Source organism: Bordetella genomosp. 2, assembly GCF_002261345.1.
Classification (GTDB): domain Bacteria; phylum Pseudomonadota; class Gammaproteobacteria; order Burkholderiales; family Burkholderiaceae_B; genus Bordetella_A.
This window is the reverse complement of sequence record NZ_NEVT01000003.1, coordinates 1,031,988-1,049,651: the sequence shown is the minus strand read 5'-3', so window position 1 is coordinate 1,049,651 and position 17,664 is coordinate 1,031,988. Positions and strand designations below refer to the sequence as shown.

The 17,664-nt window shown below is 68.9% G+C and carries 20 protein-coding genes; 7 read left to right on the top strand and 13 right to left on the bottom strand.

What is annotated here, in order from left to right; translation table 11 throughout:
• Positions 1-18: 18 nt before the first annotated feature.
• From paaD to paaA, 4 genes are all read right to left on the bottom strand, one after another.
• On the bottom strand, positions 19-489 hold the full coding sequence (gene paaD, locus CAL24_RS07105; protein ID WP_094806509.1) for a 1,2-phenylacetyl-CoA epoxidase subunit PaaD: 471 nt from the start codon (positions 487-489) through the stop codon (positions 19-21).
• A gap of 32 nt (positions 490-521) precedes the next feature.
• The gene (paaC, locus tag CAL24_RS07100; protein ID WP_094806190.1) at positions 522-1,286 is read right to left on the bottom strand and encodes a 1,2-phenylacetyl-CoA epoxidase subunit PaaC; all 765 of its coding nucleotides are present in this window, start codon (positions 1,284-1,286) and stop codon (positions 522-524) included.
• 7 nt (positions 1,287-1,293) lie between these two features.
• Entirely contained in the window at positions 1,294-1,578 is a 285-nt protein-coding gene (gene paaB / locus CAL24_RS07095; RefSeq protein ID WP_028354195.1) for a 1,2-phenylacetyl-CoA epoxidase subunit PaaB, read from the bottom strand.
• Positions 1,579-1,640: 62 nt separating this feature from the next.
• Positions 1,641-2,630, bottom strand: coding sequence for a 1,2-phenylacetyl-CoA epoxidase subunit PaaA (gene paaA / locus CAL24_RS07090; RefSeq protein WP_028354196.1), 990 nt, complete (start codon positions 2,628-2,630; stop codon positions 1,641-1,643).
• 173 nt (positions 2,631-2,803) lie between these two features.
• On the opposite strand from paaA, the gene paaX reads away from it, so the two are divergent.
• Complete coding sequence (gene paaX / locus CAL24_RS07085; protein ID WP_094806188.1) at positions 2,804-3,739, top strand: phenylacetic acid degradation operon negative regulatory protein PaaX; 936 nt, start codon at positions 2,804-2,806, stop codon at positions 3,737-3,739.
• 6 nt (positions 3,740-3,745) lie between these two features.
• Here paaX and CAL24_RS07080 read toward each other — a convergent pair whose 3' ends face one another.
• On the bottom strand, positions 3,746-4,363 hold the full coding sequence (locus CAL24_RS07080; protein ID WP_094806186.1) for an NAD(P)H-hydrate epimerase: 618 nt from the start codon (positions 4,361-4,363) through the stop codon (positions 3,746-3,748).
• Between the two features lie 221 nt (positions 4,364-4,584).
• Here CAL24_RS07080 and CAL24_RS07075 point away from each other — a divergent pair, with 221 nt between their 5' ends.
• From CAL24_RS07075 to CAL24_RS07065, 3 genes are read left to right on the top strand one after another with little or no spacing between them, the layout of a single operon-like run.
• Positions 4,585-5,946: an acyclic terpene utilization AtuA family protein gene (locus CAL24_RS07075; protein ID WP_094806184.1), complete on the top strand. Its 1,362-nt coding sequence runs from the start codon at positions 4,585-4,587 to the stop codon at positions 5,944-5,946.
• 12 nt (positions 5,947-5,958) lie between these two features.
• Positions 5,959-6,285 carry a DUF4387 domain-containing protein gene (locus CAL24_RS07070; RefSeq protein ID WP_094806182.1) on the top strand — a complete coding sequence of 109 codons (327 nt, stop codon included), beginning with the start codon at positions 5,959-5,961 and terminating at the stop codon, positions 6,283-6,285.
• 44 nt (positions 6,286-6,329) lie between these two features.
• Positions 6,330-7,298, top strand: coding sequence for a tripartite tricarboxylate transporter substrate-binding protein (locus CAL24_RS07065; protein ID WP_094806180.1), 969 nt, complete (start codon positions 6,330-6,332; stop codon positions 7,296-7,298).
• Here the strand turns inward: CAL24_RS07065 and CAL24_RS07060 are convergent.
• On the bottom strand, positions 7,295-8,293 hold the full coding sequence (locus tag CAL24_RS07060; RefSeq protein ID WP_094806178.1) for a sigma-54 interaction domain-containing protein: 999 nt from the start codon (positions 8,291-8,293) through the stop codon (positions 7,295-7,297). The genes CAL24_RS07065 and CAL24_RS07060 overlap by 4 nt on opposite strands.
• A 13-nt stretch (positions 8,294-8,306) precedes the next feature.
• On the bottom strand, positions 8,307-8,852 hold the full coding sequence (gene orn, locus CAL24_RS07055; protein WP_028354199.1) for an oligoribonuclease: 546 nt from the start codon (positions 8,850-8,852) through the stop codon (positions 8,307-8,309).
• 45 nt (positions 8,853-8,897) lie between these two features.
• Between orn and CAL24_RS07050 the strand changes: the two genes are divergently transcribed.
• Together CAL24_RS07050 and rsgA are read left to right on the top strand one after the other, a co-directional pair.
• On the top strand, positions 8,898-10,157 hold the full coding sequence (locus tag CAL24_RS07050; protein WP_094806176.1) for a M48 family metallopeptidase: 1,260 nt from the start codon (positions 8,898-8,900) through the stop codon (positions 10,155-10,157).
• Complete coding sequence (gene rsgA / locus CAL24_RS07045) at positions 10,154-11,122, top strand: ribosome small subunit-dependent GTPase A (RefSeq protein ID WP_094806175.1); 969 nt, start codon at positions 10,154-10,156, stop codon at positions 11,120-11,122. Before CAL24_RS07050 ends, rsgA begins: the two co-directional genes overlap by 4 nt.
• Here rsgA and CAL24_RS07040 read toward each other — a convergent pair.
• Both CAL24_RS07040 and rplS read right to left on the bottom strand, forming a co-directional pair.
• Entirely contained in the window at positions 11,116-11,844 is a 729-nt protein-coding gene (locus CAL24_RS07040; protein WP_028354202.1) for a CoA pyrophosphatase, read from the bottom strand. The two genes, rsgA and CAL24_RS07040, sit on opposite strands and share 7 nt — an antisense overlap.
• Before the next feature lie 105 nt (positions 11,845-11,949).
• On the bottom strand, positions 11,950-12,330 hold the full coding sequence (gene rplS / locus CAL24_RS07035) for a 50S ribosomal protein L19 (protein ID WP_028354203.1): 381 nt from the start codon (positions 12,328-12,330) through the stop codon (positions 11,950-11,952).
• A gap of 243 nt (positions 12,331-12,573) precedes the next feature.
• On the opposite strand from rplS, the gene CAL24_RS07030 reads away from it, so the two are divergent.
• Positions 12,574-13,446 carry a DMT family transporter gene (locus tag CAL24_RS07030; RefSeq protein ID WP_028354204.1) on the top strand — a complete coding sequence of 291 codons (873 nt, stop codon included), beginning with the start codon at positions 12,574-12,576 and terminating at the stop codon, positions 13,444-13,446.
• Between the two features lie 34 nt (positions 13,447-13,480).
• Here CAL24_RS07030 and CAL24_RS07025 read toward each other — a convergent pair whose 3' ends face one another.
• From CAL24_RS07025 to cysD, 4 genes are all read right to left on the bottom strand, one after another.
• Complete coding sequence (locus CAL24_RS07025; protein ID WP_051439393.1) at positions 13,481-13,885, bottom strand: hypothetical protein; 405 nt, start codon at positions 13,883-13,885, stop codon at positions 13,481-13,483.
• Positions 13,886-13,973: 88 nt separating this feature from the next.
• Complete coding sequence (locus CAL24_RS07020) at positions 13,974-15,236, bottom strand: PA0069 family radical SAM protein (RefSeq protein WP_094806173.1); 1,263 nt, start codon at positions 15,234-15,236, stop codon at positions 13,974-13,976.
• A gap of 199 nt (positions 15,237-15,435) precedes the next feature.
• On the bottom strand, positions 15,436-16,734 hold the full coding sequence (locus CAL24_RS07015) for a sulfate adenylyltransferase subunit 1 (protein ID WP_028354205.1): 1,299 nt from the start codon (positions 16,732-16,734) through the stop codon (positions 15,436-15,438).
• Between the two features lie 18 nt (positions 16,735-16,752).
• Positions 16,753-17,661, bottom strand: a complete 909-nt coding sequence (gene cysD / locus CAL24_RS07010; RefSeq protein WP_028354206.1) for a sulfate adenylyltransferase subunit CysD — start codon at positions 17,659-17,661, stop codon at positions 16,753-16,755.
• Positions 17,662-17,664: the final 3 nt, after the last annotated feature.

Genomic DNA, 17,664 nt, shown 5'->3' with positions numbered 1-17,664 from the left:
GAAGCGATGCAGCCCTGCTCAATGGGTCTTGAAATAATCGAACGGCTCGCGGCAGGCGGCGCAGCGGTACAGCGCCTTGCACGACGTGGAGCCGAAGTGGCTCACCAGCCGGGTGCGGTTGGAGCCGCAATGCGGGCAGGCCACCACCGGGCCGGCGGCGCGCCGGCTGATGCCGGAGACATCGATGGCGCGCTCGGCGGGGGCCGCGATGCCATAGCCCTTGAGGGCCGCGCGGCCGCGCTCGCTCATCCAGTCGGTGGTCCAGGCCGGCGCCAGCCGGGTCTCGACGCGTACCGCCGCCACGCCGTGGCCGGCCAGGGTGCGTTCGATATCGTGGGCGATTTCGCGCATCGCCGGACAGCCCGAATACGTGGGGGTGATGGTGACCACGCAAGTCTCGCCGTCCCAGGCCACGCCGCGCACCACGCCCAGGTCCACCACCGACAGCACGGGGATCTCGGGATCGGGCACGCTTTCCAGCCAGGTCATGACCTGGCTGGCGGGCACGGACGCGGCGCGGTTCACCACACGGCTCCCGGATAAGCGCGCGGCAGCGACTGCATCTCGGCCAGCACGTAGCTCAGGGCCTCGGTGTGCCGGCCCTGGCGGCCGCCCTGGTGGGCGGGATGGCCGGCCTCGGCCAGGTCGGGCAGTTTCAGCGTGGCCTCGGCCAGCACTTCGCGCACATGGGCCAGCCAGGGCTCGCGCAGCGCCGCCAGTTCGCAGCCGATGCCGCGCGCCGCCATGTCGCGGTCGATGTCGTCGTCGTTGAACAGTTCGCCGGTGTGGCGCCAGGCGTCGTCCACGGCGTCCTGCATGCGCTGGTGGCTCTGCGCCGTGCCGTCGCCCAGCCGCACCACCAGGTCCGACGAGCGGCGCACATGGTACGTGACCTCCTTCAGCGACTTGGCGGCGATCGCCGCCACCCGTTCGTCGGCCGACTGCGCCAGGCGCTGCAGCAGGAAGTAGTGCCACACGTCGAACAAGAACTGGCGCGCCAGCGTGTCGCCGTAGTGGCCATTGGGCCGCTCGACCAGGATCAGGTTGCGGAACTCGTGGGCGTGGCGGAAATAGGCCAGCGCATCCTCGTCGCGCCCCGCCCCCTCCACTTCGCCGGCCAGGGTCAGCCACATGCGCGCCTGGCCCAGCAGGTCGAGCGCGGTGTTGGTCAGCGCCAGGTCCTCTTCCAGGGCCGGGCCGTGCCCGCACCATTCCGACAGGCGCTGCGACAGGATCAGCGTGGTGTCGCCCAGGCGCAGCAAGTATTCGAATAATGGCTTGTCCATGCGCGCCTCACATGTGCTTGATTTCATCGGGCATGGGGAAGAAGGTCGGATGCCGGTAGACCTTGTTGTTGGCCGGGTCGAACAGCGGCTCCTTGTCGGCCGGGCTGCTGGCCACGATATCGGCCGCGCGCACCACCCAGATGCTCAGGCCCTCGTTGCGCCGCGTGTAGACGTCGCGCGCGTGGTTGATGGCCATTTCCGCGTCCGGCGCGTGCAGGCTGCCCACGTGTTTGTGCGCCAGCCCGTGCTGGCTGCGGATGAAGACTTCCCAGAGCGGCCACTGCTTGCTCATGATGCGTATCCTTCAGGTGCGGGGCCGCCCGCGCGGCCCCGGGGTGATCGTGTGGTAGGCGCTCAGGCGGCCTCGCGGCGCGCCTGCTTCTCGGCATAGGCGGCCAGGCCCTCGCGCACCCATGCGCCGGCTTCGTGCGCCTGCTTGCGGGCGGCCAGCCGCTCGCGGTTGCAGGGGCCGTTGCCCTTGATCACCGCATAGAACTCGTCCCAGTCGATCTCGCCGAAGTCATAGTGGCCGCGCTCGGCATTCCACTTCAGGTCGGGATCGGGCACCGTCAGCCCCAGGTACTCGGCCTGCGGCACGGTCTGGTCGACCATCTTCTGGCGCAGTTCGTCGTTGGAGAACAGCTTGATCTTCCAGGCCATCGACTGCGCGCTGTTGGGCGAGTCGGCATCCGACGGGCCGAACATCATCAGCGCGGGCCACCACCAGCGGTTCAGCGCATCCTGGCACATGGCTTTCTGCTCGGGCGTGCCATGGCGGCACATCTGGATGAGCAGGTCGTAGCCCTGGCGCTGGTGGAAGGACTCCTCCTTGCAGACGCGCACCATGGCGCGCGCGTAGGGGCCGTATGAACAGCGGCACAGCGGGATCTGGTTGATGATGGCCGAACCGTCGACCAGCCAGCCGATCATGCCGATGTCGGCCCAGGTGAGCGTGGGGTAGTTGAAGATGCTGGAATACTTGGCGCGCCCGGTGTGCAGGTCGTCGACTAGGTCGTCGCGCGACACGCCCAGGGTCTCGGCGGCGCTATACAAGTACAGGCCGTGCCCGGCCTCGTCCTGCACCTTGGCCAGCAGGATGGCCTTGCGCTTGAGCGAGGGCGCGCGGGTGATCCAGTTGCCCTCGGGCAGCATGCCAACGATCTCGGAATGGGCGTGCTGGGAGATCTGGCGGATGAGGGTCTTGCGATAGGCCTCGGGCATCCAGTCCTGCGGCTCGATGCGCACGCCGTCGTCGATGCGGCGCTGGAATGCCTGTTCGGGCCCGGTGAGCTGGTCGACGCCGCGGACCTGCTTGACGCCGGTTTCGACAAGTTGTGCGTACATGTTCGTCTCCTTGCGGTCGCGCCACGCCGGCCGGGAGCAGCGCGCGCGCCGGCCATTCGTCTGGCCAGGCATGAGACGATTATTTAATACACAAAATTAATTGTCAAACCTATTTTTGTATCACATCAGATATGTGTATCATGTTGAGCATTGTCATATAGGCCACGTATCCCATGGCAAATCCCCCCTCTTCCGTGGGCCGCTACATCGACCGCCTGCTCAAGGACGCCCCGCCCCGCGCCAAGTCGCTGTGCGTCAGTCTGCTGGGCGATGCGCTGGCCTGCCACGGGGGTGCCATCTGGCTGGGCGGCATCATCGAGCTGCTCGAGCCGCTGGGCATCAACGAACGGCTGCTGCGCACCAGCGTGTTCCGGCTGGTGGCGCAAGGCTGGCTGCAGGCCGAGCGGCACGGACGCCGCAGCCTGTACCAGTTGTCCGAGCAGGGCCGGCGCCATACCGCGCACGCCTCGCAGCGCATCTACGACGGGCCGGCGGCCGACTGGGACGGCCAATGGACCCTGGTGGCGCTGCCGCGCCTGGGCAACAACGGCCTGGCCGAGCGCACCGAGCTGCGGCGCGAGCTGGCCTGGGAGGGCTTCGGCATGCTGGCGCCGGGGCTATTCGCGCACCCCCAGGCCGGGGCCGGCACCGCCCATGAAATCCTCCAGAAACTAGGCATCCCCGACAAGGCGCTGGTGCTGTCGGGACGCGACCTGGCGGAGGCGGGCGGCCTGCCCATCGCCAGCCTGGCGCCGCACTGCTGGAACCTCGACGAACTGGCCGGGCAATACCGGCATTTCTCGCGCCAGTTCGCGCCGCTGGACAAGCTGCTGGACGAGCCGGTGGCGCCGGCCGACGCCTTCGCGGCGCGCATGCTGCTGCTGCATACCTGGCGCCGGATCGTGCTGCACGACCCGCAACTGCCGGTGCCCATGCTGCCCGAGCGCTGGCCCGGCCATGCGGCCCGCGCATTGTGCGGGCAGATCTACTGGAAGCTGTTCGATGCGTCGGAACAGCACCTGGACGCCGTGGCGGGCCGCGACAACGACCGCTATACCGCGCTGTCGCCGGAGGTGTACGCGCGCTTCGGCGGGCGGCCGGGCGCCTAGGGCCCGCTAGGGCTCGACGGCCACGCCGAGGGTATCGAGGTGCAGCTCGCCAGCGGCGTCGCGGCCCGGGCCGGGCGCCTCCAGGCCGCGCGCCCGCCCGATGAACGACAGGGTCCAGCGCGCCCGCAGCGGGCGTCCCAGCGCCCGGCCGCTATCGGCGTCCACGCCGCTGGGCACGTCCAAGGCCAGCACCGGTAGTTCCCAGCTGTTGACCTCATCGACCAACGCCTGCCAGTCGGCTCCCAGCGGACGGTTCAGGCCGATGCCGAACAGGCCGTCGATGATGACATCGGGCCGCGGACCGGGCGCCAGGCCGGCCCGTTCGGCGCCGCCCCGGGCGCGCCAGGCCGCATAGGCCCGCGCGGCGTCGGCGGGAAACCGGTCGGGATCGCCCGGCATCACCACGCTCACCCGGTAACCGGCAGCCTGCAGGCGGGTCGCCGCCACCAGCGCGTCGCCGCCGTTGTTGCCCGGCCCGACCAGCGCCAGCACGGCGGCGCCCGCCGGCCAGCGTGCCGCGATGAAGTCGGCGGCGGCGGCCCCCGCCCGCGGCATCAGCGCCAGGCCGCGCGCCTGCGCCTGCTGTTCGGCAAGGCGGATCCGGGCGACGGAATAAACGGACATCGAAAGCTCCCGGGCTGCTGTCGGCACGCCTGCGGCTGAAAACAAGAAATGCGCGTAATTCACGCAATTGCGTTATTTATTAGCGCACCAAGACGCACCTGCACCGCCCATGCCGTTGATTTTGCAGCAAATTCCTGTCCGCGCAAAGTTGGCATACAGCTTGCATTGATCATGCACCGGCCCATCCAGGCCGGCAATCGACAACTGTAGAGACCAGACCGATGCGATCAATGAGCATAATCTGCCCGAATGGGCATTTGGGATTCGCGCCCCTGCGCACCGAAAGTTTCCGGAAAGGGGTCGCGGCCCGCCCTGACGTCATCGCCGCCGACTCGGGCAGCGACGATGTCGGCCCGGTGCCGCTGGGCTCGGACACCTCCACCAGCCCTCAGGCCTGGCAGCGCCACGACCTGGAACAGATGCTGCTGGCGGCGCGCGAACTGGGCGTGCCCATGATCATCGGCTCGGCCGGCGACACCGGCTCGAACAGCCGCGTGGACATGTACGTGGGCATGATCCGGGAGTTGGCCGCCCAGCATGGCCTGGCGCCGTTCAAGATCGGCTACTTCTATTCCGAGGTGGACAAGGAATACGTGCGGCGCAAACTGCGCGAGGGCGCGCAGGTGGCGGGCCTGGACGGCTATGCCGACCTCACCGAGGCGGAACTGGACGCCACCGAGCGCATCGTCGCGGTGGCCGGCGTGCACCCCTACCTGAAGCTGCTGCAACAGGGGGCCGATGTCATCATCGGCGGCCGCAGCTCGGACGCCGCGGTGTTTGCCGCCCCGGCCCTGCACCAGGGCTACGCGGCCGACCATGCCTATTACCTGGGCAAGGTGCTGGAATGCGCCTCGTTCTGCGCCGAACCCTACGGGGGCAAGGAAACCGTCATGGGCGAGATCTCGGACCAGGACGTGCGCGTCACCGCCATGCACCCCGAGCAGCGCTGCACCATCGCTTCGGTGGCGGGACACGCCATGTATGAGCGCTCCAATCCTTTCGAGGAGTATTTCGCCGGCGGCAAGCTCGACATGACTGCCTGCCATTACGAGCAACTCAACGAAAAAACGACCCGCATCACCGGTTCGCGCTTCATCCCGGCCGATCGCGTGCTCGTCAAGCTGGAAGGTTCCGGCAAGGTCGGCGAGCGCTATATCGGCCTGTGCGGCATCCGCGACCCCTACACCATCGCCAACGTCGACCGGGTAATCGACTGGGCGCGCGAGAAAGTCCGCGAGCGCTTCGGCGCCGACGGCTATGAATTGCACTACAAGGTGTACGGCCGCGATGGCGTCATGGGCGACCTGGAGCCCCTGCGCCACCAGCCCGGCCACGAGCTGTGCATCATGGTGCAGGGCGTGGCGCCGACGCGCGAAATGGCCGAGGAGCTCACCCTGACCGGCCTGCGCCAGATGTTCTACGCGCGCCTGCCGGACGTGAAAGGTACCGCCGGCTCGGTCTCGTTTCCGCTCGACGAAGTCGTGCAAGCCAGCGCCGCCTACCGCTGGACGCTCAACCACACGCTGCCGGTCGACGATGCCGCCGAGCTCTTCCCCACCCACATCATCCAGGCCGGCGCCTGAGCCGGAAACGCCATGACGACCAAGAAACTCAGCGAACTCGCCAAGACCATCCGCAGCAAGAATGCCGGCGTAAACAAGATCACCTTCGATGTCATCTTCCGCGACCGCGCCACCTACGACGCGGTCAAGCGCTCCGGCGCCCTCACGCGCGCCAGCGTGGCGGCCCTGTACGGCATCGCCGACACTCGCATTTCGGACTTCGTGCAATACGATCCCGGCCTGGCGATCAAGTTCACCCTCTATCGGCTGACGCCCAGCGGCTCGGCCGGCGACGGCGACATCTTCGGCGCGCAGCAATACGCGCCGTTGCTGGACATTCCCGTGCCGCTGGACCGCTGACATCCGGCGCCGGCATACCTACAACATTCCAAAGGGAATCGACCGTGAAAACACTCATCAAGCAAGCACTGACGCTGGCCGCCGGCTACGCGGTCTGCGCGGCGGCGGCGGCGGCGCAGCCCGGCGTGCCCGCGCAGGTCAAGATCGTGGTGCCGTTCTCGGCCGGCGCCAGCAACGACGCCATCGCGCGCGCACTGGCGCCGCAGCTGGCCGAGCGCCTGGACACGACGGTCATCGTCGAGAACCGCAGCGGGGCGGCCGGCGTCATCGGCTCCGACTATGTGGCCAGGGCGCCCAAGGACGGCTCGGTGCTGCTGCTCACCTCGTCCTCGTTCCTGACCTCGGCGGCGACCCAGCCGCACGTGCCTTACGATCCGCTCAAGCAGTTCGCCCCCGTCGCCATGATCGGCCAGGGCCCGTTGGTGGTGGCGGTATCCGCCGGCACGCCGTACCGCTCGTTGGCGGACCTGATCGCAGCGGCGCGCGGCAAGCCCGACGCGCTCAACTACGGCACGGCGGGAGTCGGGTCGCTGGGCCACCTGGCCACGGTGATGCTGGACGACGCGGCCGGCACGCGCATGACGCACGTGCCCTACAAGGGCGCTGCCAACGCCGCGTCCGACCTGGCCGGAGGCCAGATCGACGTCATGCTGTCCAACTACAGCACCCTGGCGCCGGTGGTGCAGAGCGGCAAGGTGCGGCTGCTGGCCACCACCGCGCGCGCCAGGCACGCCGCCTTCCCCGATCTGGCGCCGGCGGCGGCCACCCTGCCGGGCTACGCGGTCGAGATCTGGGTCGGCGTGTTCGCGCCCGCCGGGACGCCGCAGCCGTATATCGACCGGCTCAATGCCGCGCTCAACGAGATCTCGGCGTCGCCGGCCACGACAACGCTGCTCGACATCGACGGCACCATTCCGGCCCGCCTGAGCAGCGCCGAGTTCGGCAAGCGCGTGCGCGACGACCTGGCGCTGTGGCGGGAGGTCACCGCCAAGCACGACATCACGGCCAACTAGCCCTGCCCGCGCGCACGTCCGTCGTCCAGGCCCAGCTTGCTCATCTGGTGCCGCAGGGCGTGCCGCGTCAAGCCCAGCGCCGCGGCGGCCCGCGCCAGGCTGCCGCCCTGGGCGCGCAGGGCGGATTCGATCAGCTCGCGCTGGAAACGCCGCGTCTGTTCGGCGTAGCCGGCCGCGGGCGCGCCGGCGCCCGCGGTCGCCAGCGGCTTGCCGGCATCGCGCACGATGCGCGCGGGCAGATGGCGCGGCAGGATCGTATCGCCGTCCTCGAGGATGCAGATGCGCTCGAGCAAATTGCCTAGTTCGCGCACATTGCCGGGCCACGCATACGCCTTGAAAATGCGCCGCACGTCGGGATCGAGGGCGGTGAAGCGGCTGCCGTGGGTGGCGTTGTAGCGCTGCAGGAACTTGTCGGCCAGCACGAACACATCATCGCCGCGCTCGCGCAGCGGCGGCAGATTGATCGACACGACCTGCAGCCGGTAATAAAGGTCATCGCGGAACCGCCCGCCCTGCACTTCGGCCAGCAATATCTTGTTGGTGGCCGCGATGAACCGGGCATCGATGGAGACTTCCTGCACGGCGCCGATGCGCCGGAAGCGCCGGCTGTCGAGCAAGGTCAGGATCTTCGCCTGCATGACCGGATCGAGTTCGCGGATCTCGTCCAGGAAAACGCTGCCGCCATTGGCCGCCTCGAGCAGCCCGACCTTGCGGGCCACCGCGCCGGTAAAAGCGCCCCGCTCGTGCCCGAACAGCTCGGATTCCAGCAGGTTGCCCGGAATGGCGGCGCAATTGATCTCGGTGAAGCCCTTGCCGGCCCGGTCGGACTGCGCATGCAGGCTGCGCGCCACCAGCCCCTTGCCGGTGCCGGTCTCGCCGTAGATCAGCACGATGCTGGCCTTGCTGCGCGCCACCCGGCGCACCAGGGCGCGCAGCGCCGCCATCGACGGATGGTCGCCGATCAGCGGATCGAGGTCGGGCGCGATGGGCGGCATGCTCGCACGGCTGCTACGCCTTGAGGAAATGCTCGCGGTAGTACTTCAATTCGTCGATGGATTCGTAGATGTCGGCCAGCGCCTCGTGCCGGCTTTGTTTCTCGAACCCCTTGTAGACGGCCGGGGCCCAGCGGCGCGCCAGTTCCTTCAGGGTGCTGACGTCCAGGTTGCGGTAATGGAAGAAGCGCTCCAGGTTCGGCATGTAGGCGTACATGAAGCGCCGGTCCTGGCTGATGGTATTGCCGCACAGCGGCGATTTGCCCGCCGGCACGTGTTGCGCCAGGAAATCCAGCAGGATCCGCTCGGCCTGCGCCTCGGTCAGGGTGGAGGCCTTGACCTTCTCGATCAGGCCGCTCTTGCCGTGCGTGGACTTGTTCCAGTTGTCCATGGCGTCGAGCAGGCTCTCGGGCTGGTGCACGACCAGCACCGGCCCTTCGGCCACGACGGTCAGGTCAGGTTCGGTGACGACCACCGCGACTTCGATGATGCGCTCTTTGGCGGGGTCCAGGCCGGTCATTTCCATATCGAGCCAGACCAGGCGGTTTTCGTTCGCAGCCATATAATTTGCCTTTAAAACACTGCATTTTCTCATACCCCCCGCGCCGTGCCCCTGACCGCCCTGACCTTGCTGTTCGTTTCCCTCCTGCTGGCCGATATCTGCGTGCGGCTGTGGCTGGCCTCCCGCCAGATCCGCCACGTGGCGCGCCACCGCGACCAGGTGCCGCCCGAGTTCGCGCCGCGCATCGGGCTGGCCAGCCACCAGCGGGCGGCCGACTACACCGTGGCGCGCATGCGCCTGGGCATGCTGGAACGCGTCTACGACGCCGTGATCCTGGTGGCGCTGACCCTGCTGGGTGGCCTGCAGGCCATCGACCTGCTGGTGGCGCAGGTCACCTCCCACGACCTGCTGCGCCAGTTGCTGCTGCTGGGCAGCGTGGCCCTGCTGCTGGGCCTGCTGGGGCTGCCGTTCACCTTGTGGCGGCAGTTCCGCCTCGAGGCGCGCTTCGGCTTCAACCGCATGACGCCCGGCCTGTTCGCCGCCGACCTGGCCAAGGGGCTGGTCGTGGCGCTGCTGCTGGGCACCCCGCTGGCCGCCGCCATCCTGTGGCTCATGGCCGAAGCCGGCGCCCTATGGTGGCTCTGGGCATGGGGCCTCTGGACCCTCTTCAACCTGCTGCTGCTGTTCATCTACCCGACCTTCATCGCGCCGCTGTTCAACAAGTTCACCCCGCTCACCGACCCCGAACTGGCGGGCCGCATCAAGCAGCTGGCCCAGCGCTGCGGGTTCGCGCTCAACGGCCTGTTCGTCATGGACGGCTCGCGCCGCTCGGCGCATGGCAACGCCTATTTCACCGGCTTCGGCAAGGCGCGCCGCATCGTGTTCTTCGACACCCTGCTGGCGCGCCTGAACCCCGACGAAATCGAAGCCGTGCTGGCGCACGAGCTGGGCCATTTCGCCAAGCGGCACATCATCAAGCGCATCGCGCTCAGTTTCGGCGCGGCCCTGCTGTTCTTCGCGGTGCTGGGCTGGCTCGCCCAGCAGCCCTGGTTCTACGAGGGCCTGGGCGTGCTGCCGCGCCTGGACGGCCGCAATGACGCCATGGCGCTGCTGCTGTTCTTCCTGGCGATCCCCGTCTTCACTTTCATGCTGACTCCCGTGGCCAGCTGGTACTCGCGCCGCGACGAATTCGAGGCCGACCGCTACGCCGCCACCCAGAGCTCCCCCGACCGGCTGGTGTCGGCGCTGGTCAAACTGTACGATGACAACGCCGCCACCCTGACGCCCGACCCCGTGCATTCCGCCTTCTACGACAGCCACCCTCCCGCCGCCGTGCGCATCCGTCACCTCACCCAGGCGGCATGAGCGCCACGCCGGGCCGCCCCAAGCCGATACGCTCGCGCCATGAACGCGGCGCCGACGCGGCCGCCGCGACGCAGGCAGAGGGCCGCATCATCGCCGCCCACGGGCGCCACTACGTCGTGGAATTCCCCGACGGCGCCCAGCGCCATTGTTTCCCGCGCGGCAAGAAGGCCGGCGCGGCGGTCGGCGACCGGGTGCTGGTGGCGCCCCAGGGCCGCGACGAGGGTGTCATCGAAGCCATCCTGCCGCGCCGCAACCTGCTGTATCGCTCCGACGAAATGCGCGCCAAGCAGTTCGCGGCCAACGTCGACCAATTACTGATCGTCGTGGCGGTCGAGCCCACTTTCTCCGACGACCTGGCCGGCCGCGCGCTGGCCGGCGCCTGGAGCGCCGGCATCGAGCCGCTCATCATCCTCAACAAGACCGACCTGCGCCACGGCTTGGACGCCGCGCGCGCGCGCCTGGCGGCGGTGCGCGCGCTGGGCGTGCCGGTGATCGAGCTCAGCGCCCACGACAGCGCGGCGGTGCATGCCCTGCTGGCGCCGCGCCTGGCCGGGCGCACGACCTTGCTGCTGGGCCAGAGCGGCATGGGCAAGTCCACCCTGCTCAATACGCTGGCCCCGCAGGCCGGCGCCGCTACGCGCGAATATTCAGCCGCGCTCGACATGGGCCGGCACACCACCACCACCACCCGCCTCTACCATCTGCCGCCGCCCGGCGGCGACCTGATCGATTCGCCCGGCTTCCAGGCGTTCGGCTTGCAGCACTTGTCCGGCGCGGACATCCTGCGCGGCTTCCCGGAATTCGCCCCGCATATCGAACACTGCCGCTTCTACAACTGCACCCACCGCCACGAGCCGGGCTGCGGTGTCGTGGCGGCCTTGCAGGCGGGCGGGATCGACCCGGGCCGCTACGCGCTGTACCGGCGCATCCTGGAAGAAAGCGAGGTCGCGCAGCAGCGCTATTGAATGCCGGCCAGCCGGTGGCGCACCACGTGGTACAGGTTGCGCAGCATGCCGGCGGTGGCTCCCCAGATGAAATAATCCTGCCAGGGCATGGCGTAATAGCGGCGCTCGCGCCCGTCCGGCAGCAATGCGCGGTACAGGCGATGATTGGCGGGGTCCATCAGGAAAGCCAGCGGCACTTCGAATACTTCGGCTACCTCGAAGGCGTCGGGCGCCAGCGTGTAGCCAGGCCGCACCAGCGACACCACCGGCGTGATCGAGAACCCCGTCGCCGTCAGATAGGCGGGCATGCTGCTCAACACGTCGACGTGCTCGGCCGGCAGGCCGGTTTCTTCCTGCGCCTCGCGCAGCGCCGCGGCGACCGGGCTGGCGTCGAAGGCCTCGAGCCGCCCGCCGGGGAAGCTGACCTGGCCCGCATGATCGTGCAGGTGGGCGGTGCGCTGGGTCAGCATGACGCGCACGCCGTCCGGATGGGCAACCAGGGGAATGAGCACGGCCGCCAGCACCGGCGCCCCCTCGCGGCCGGGATGGCGCTGCTCGGGCGTGACCACCGGGTCCATCGGCCAGGGGCCGGGCCGGCTCAGCGCGCCGCGCAACGAGTCGGGCGCCAGCCGCTCCGGCGGCACGGCGGCAAGGTCGGCATCGGCGGGCTGCCAGGGCTGGGCGGCGGGGTCGAAGGACGGGCCGGCGGGCGGCCGGCGCGGGCGGGACGAAGGATCAGGCATACCTGAGAGGGACGTGAAAAAGGCACCTTTGCAGGTGCCTTTTTAACCCGGAATGTCCGCGAGCGCGGCATGGCGCCATGGCTGGCGCCGTACCGCGGCGGAGCATCAAGCCGACTTGGCCTGCTTGATGACGAGCTTTTCCTTGATGCGCGCCGACTTGCCCGAGCGGTTGCGCAGGTAATACAGCTTGGCGCGGCGCACGTCGCCGCGGCGCTTGACTTCGATGCCGGCGATCTGCGGCGAATACAGCTGGAACGTACGTTCGACGGCTTCGCCCGAGGAGATCTTGCGGACGATGAACGACGAGTTCAGGCCACGGTTGCGCTTGGCGATGACGACGCCTTCGTAGGCCTGCACACGCTTGCGGGTGCCTTCCACGACGTTGACGCTGACCACCACGGTGTCGCCGGGGGCGAATTCGGGCATGGTCTTGTCGCCGGTCAGGCGCTTGATTTCTTCCTGTTCCAGGAGAGCGATGAGGTTCATGATGAACTCCGAAATCATCGTGCGTTGCGCTGTTTTTACGCGGGGCGGCGGTACTGGCCCGTTGCCCTGGGCTGTGCGCAAGCAGAGGATGAGGGTTTGGCAAACCGAGCATTCTACATCAAAACCGGAGTTGCTGGTACTGGCCGCGACGCCTGCCTGCCCAATCACCCGGCCCCAATAAAAGGAGTACGCTGTAGGCCTCCGTTTTGTCACAAACCTGTCATCCACGCCGCGCCCCCCGCCATGTCGTATGCGTCCCTGATATTAGTGATCCTCGCGGCGATGGCCCACGCCACCTGGAACCTGCTGGCCAAGCGCGCGGCGATGGTCGGACCGGTCTTCGTCTTCGCCTACGGCCTGTGCGCCAGCCTGCTGTATGCGCCCTGGGTGGTGTGGATCCTGCTGCACGAGGGCATGGACTGGACCTGGCCGGTGGTGGCGTGCATCCTGGCGTCGAGCGCCCTGCACCTGGGCTACAGCCTGTGCCTACAGCGCGGTTATCAGGTCGCCGACCTGTCCGTGGTGTATCCCATTGCGCGCGGCACCGGCCCGCTGCTCTCGACCATGGGTGCCTTCCTGCTGCTGGGCGAGCCGGCCTCGGCCACGGGCATCGCCGGCATGCTGTGCGTGGTGGGCGGCGTGCTGCTGATCGCCACCCAGGGCAGGCTGGCGCTGTTCCGCCAACCCCAGGCGTGGCTGGGCGTGCGCTGGGGCGTGGTGATAGGCCTGTTCATTGCGGCCTATACCGTGGTGGACGCCTACGGCGTCAAGGTGCTGCTGCTCATGCCGGTGCTGTTCGACTGGTTCACCTGCGTCACGCGCACCGCGATGATGGCTCCGCATATCCTGCAGCGGCGGGCCGCCAGCTGGCAGGCCATGCGCGGCCACTGGCACCTGGCGCTGGCCGTGGGGTTGCTGTCGCCGCTGGGCTACATACTGGTGCTGTACGCGCTGCGCAACGGCGCGCCGCTCAGCCTGGTGGCTCCGGCGCGGGAAATGTCGATGATGCTGGGCACATTGGCGGGCATGTTCCTGTTGCGCGAAAAGGTGGGCCTCGGCCGCTTGGCGGGCTGCGCGGCCATTCTGGTGGGCGTGGTGCTGCTCGGCTCGAGCTAACCGGCGCGGGGAATGCCGCTGCTCCGCCGCGGGTTCAGAACCCCGCCGCGGCCCCCAGCCACATCAGGCCGGGGATCAGGGCGGCCCACATGGCCACCAGCATGGTGTCGACCACCATCTGGCGCAGCGTGACCCCCTGGCCCGCCACCCGCGCCGCCGTGCCCAGCGACTGGCTGTGGGCCGCCTGCGTATCGGCGGACAGCGTCGGCGCGGCGGGCGCGACAGGCGCGACGGCGGCGGGCTGCGCCGGACGGTCGGCCGCCTGGGAGGGGGCGGGCATGAGCTGGCGCCCGCGCGACAACCCCGACGAGAACGGCCATTTGGCCGGCTGGCGCAGCACGCCGCCGCCGGCTTGCGCCAGCAGTCGCGGCAGCCAGGCGGGCAACCGCGAGCTGGGCAGGGAAACGGCGGAATCGGAAGCGAGAGTGGCGATGGTCATGGAAGACTCCGGTGAACGCTGGCAGACGAACAGCTCTGCGGATTAAGGGGCCGCCTGGACGCGCGGCGACAGCCGGTGAAACGGGAAATCAGAACAGCGACAACTGCGGCGAGGCCTGCGGCGCCGGCCTGGTGTGCCGGTGGCCGCCCTGCCCCGCCGCCGGGGCCGGCGCCGCAGCCATGGCGGGCCGGGGCGCCTGGAACAGATGCGTGGCCAGCTGCGGCCGGGTGGTGTTCAGGCCCAGCTTGCGCACCGCCAGCCCGAAGCGCTGGCGCAGCAGGTCGGCCCACAGGCCGGTGCCGCGCATGCGGCTGCCGAAACGGGGGTCGTTGCGCCGGCCGTTGCGCAGGTCTTCGATGCGATGCAGCACGCGTTGGGCGCGGTCCGGGAAATGGGCCTGCAGCCATTCTTCAAAGACGGCGCGCACTTCCCAGGGCAGCCGCAGCACGGTGTAGCTGGCGTAGCAGGCGCCTGCCTGGCGGGCCTCCTGCAGGATGTGTTCGAGGGATTCGTCGTTGATGAAGGGAATGACGGGCGCCACCAGGACGCCGACGGGCACGCCGGCATTGGCCAGCGTGCGCACCGCCTGGATGCGCCGCCAGGGGGCCGAGGCGCGCGGTTCCAGCGTGCGGGCCATGTCGGCGTCCAGGGTGGTGATGCTGACGAACACCGTGATCAGCCGCTGCTCGGCCAGCGGCTGGAGCAGGTCGAGATCGCGCTCGACCAGGGCGTTCTTGGTGACGATGGTGGCCGGGTGGCGGGTCTGCAGCAGCAGTTCGAGCACCCCGCGGGTAAGCTGCCACTGGCGTTCGATGGGCTGGTAGACGTCGGTGGCCGAGCCGATGTTGATGGGCGAGACCCGGTAGCCGGGGCGGGCCAGTTCGGCCCGCAGCACGTCCACCGCGTTGGCCTTGGCCACCAGGCGGGTTTCGAAGTCCAGCCCGGGGGAATAGCCCAGGTAGGCATGGGTGGGCCGCGCGTAGCAGTACACGCAGCCGTGCTCGCACCCCCGGTAGGGGTTGACGGCGACATCGAACGGGATGTCGGGGGAATCGTTGCGCGACAACAGCTTGCGGGCCTGCTCGGGGGCCACGGTGGTCTGGCGCACCGGCTCCGGCGTGATGGGAATATAAGGGGCGGAGGGCTCGGCCACGCCGTCGGCGGACCAGGAGGGATCTGCCAGGGCATCGGCCGGCACGTGGGTGGCGGCCCAGCCGTCGTCGGTGGGAGCGCGGTCGGTTTGCTGGAAGCGATGCCGAACGTTAGTAACCGCACCCCGGCCGCGCAAGGCGGCGGGGGCGGCAGCCGGGGACCCAGAACCGGCGGGAAAAACGTGATCGGTGCGTTCCATGAAAGTACTGTACAAAAAACCAGTACTTTCAGCAAGCCCCTGGCGCCCCGAAAGGGCGACGTCCCACTTTACCGCAAGACGCGGCGGCCGTCTGGAGAAATCATTTCATGGTCTGGAAATCGCCCGGGAACCCGCATGAATACTGGGTTTCGCATTAAAACAACAGCCCGCCGCCGGCGTCCGGCGGCGGGCCTGGGCGTCAGCGCAGCATGCCCGCGGCCGCAGTCTGGTGAGTGGCGGCGTCGATCAGGATGAAGGCGCCAGTGGCGGGCGCATCGGCATAGCGATCGACCGCCAGCGCCTCGCGCGTGACCAGCGACACGCGGCCGATGTCGTTCATGTTCAGCGTGCCGCCGGCGTTAGCCACCTCCTGCAGTTCGTGGATGTCGCGCTGTGTGTGCACTTCGCGGATCTTCGCGGTGGTCAGCCGCGTGCCGTGCTTGAGCAGGTACTTGCGCGCCGGGTTCAGCGCCTGCGCGTCGAGCCAGCACAGTTCCGCTTCGAATTCGCGGCCGACGCGCGCCGGCGCATCAGCATGCGCCAGCACATCGCCGCGCGAGACGTCGACATCCCGGTCCAGTACGACCGTGACCGAGTCGCCGGCCAGCGCGGCATCCAGCGCGCGGTCGAAGGCCAGCACCTGCTTGACGCGCGCGCTCACCCCCGACGGCTGCACCACGATTTCATCGCCCGGCCGCAGCACGCCGCTGGCGACGCGGCCGGCGTAGCCGCGGAAATCGTCGGCGCTATCGCCGCCGTGGCGCGCCACCCACTGGACCGGAAAGCGCAGCGGCTGCCCGGCCGCGTCATTGGCCTGGCCCAGTTGCTCCAGCAGGCTGAGCAGCGGCGGGCCGTCGTACCAGGGCGTCCTGGCGGACGGGTTGACCACGTTGTCGCCCTCCAGCGCCGACAGCGGCAGCGCATGGAAACGGGCGATGTCCAGGCGCCGCGCCAGGTCGGCGTAGGCGTCGCGAATGCGCTCGAACACGGCGCGGTCCCAGCCGACCAGGTCCATCTTGTTGACCGCCACCACAATATGGCGGATGCCCAGCAGGCGCGCGATGGTGCTGTGCCGCTTGGTCTGCGGCAGCAGCCTGCCGTCGGCGGCGCGCGTGGCGTCGATGAGGATCACCGCGGCGTCGGCGGTCGAGGCGCCGGTCACCATGTTGCGGGTGTATTGCTCGTGCCCGGGCGCGTCGGCGACGATGAACTTGCGCAGCGGCGTGGCGAAATAGCGGTACGCCACGTCGATGGTGATGCCCTGCTCGCGCTCGGCCTCCAGGCCGTCGGTCAGCAGCGCGAAATCGATGCCGTCGCCGGCCACCCGCTTGTACTTGGCGCGCGAAATGGCGTCCAGTTGGTCGGCGAACACGCCCTTGCTGTCGTACAGCAGGCGCCCGATCAGGGTGGACTTGCCGTCGTCGACCGAACCGGCCGTGATCAGCCGCAGCACGCCGCGGTCGGCGCCCGAAAGAAAAGAATCGTTCACAGCGTTCATGGGGAGTCCGGTGTCAGTTCAGAAATAGCCTTCTTTCTTGCGGCGCTCCATCGAGGCCTCGGAAGTCTGGTCGTCCATGCGGGTGGCGCCGCGTTCGGTGATGTCGGTGATGGCGGTCTCGGCGATGATGGCGGCCGGATCGGCCGCCTCGGATGCGACCGGGCAGGTGCAGGAGATATCGCCCACCGTCCGGAAGCGCACCGCCAGGTTCTCCACCCGTTCGCCGTCCTGCGGCGGCGTCAGCGGCGTGACGGGCACCAGCAGGCCCTTGCGGCGCACCACGTCGCGCCGGTGGCTGTAGTAGATGGACGGCAGCGCCAGCCGTTCGCGCTGGATGTACTGCCAGACATCAAGTTCGGTCCAGTTGGAGATCGGAAACACGCGCATGTTCTCGCCCGGATGCACGCGCGTGTTGAACAGGTTCCAGAGTTCCGGCCGCTGCGCTTTCGGATCCCACTGGCCGAACTCGTCGCGGAACGAAAAGATGCGCTCCTTGGCGCGCGCCTTCTCCTCGTCGCGGCGCGCGCCGCCGATGCAGGCGTCGAAGCCGAATTCCTCGATGGCTTCCAGCAGGGTCACCGCCTGCGCGGCGTTGCGCGAGTCGGTCGCGCGCCGCAGCACCACGCTGCCGCGCCGGATCGAATCCTCGACGCTGCGCACCAGCAGCGTCTCGCCGAGCTCGGCCGCCCGCGCATCGCGGAAGGCGATCACTTCGTCGAAATTGTGGCCGGTATCGATGTGCATCAGCGGGAACGGGAAGCGGCCCGGCCGGAAGGCCTTCTCGGCCAGGCGCAGCAACACCACCGAATCCTTGCCGCCGGAGAACAGCAGCACCGGCTTGGCGCACTCGGCCGCGACCTCGCGCAGGATGTAGATGGCTTCCGATTCCAGCCAGTCGAGGTGGCTGCGGTTGACGACGACGGACATGGG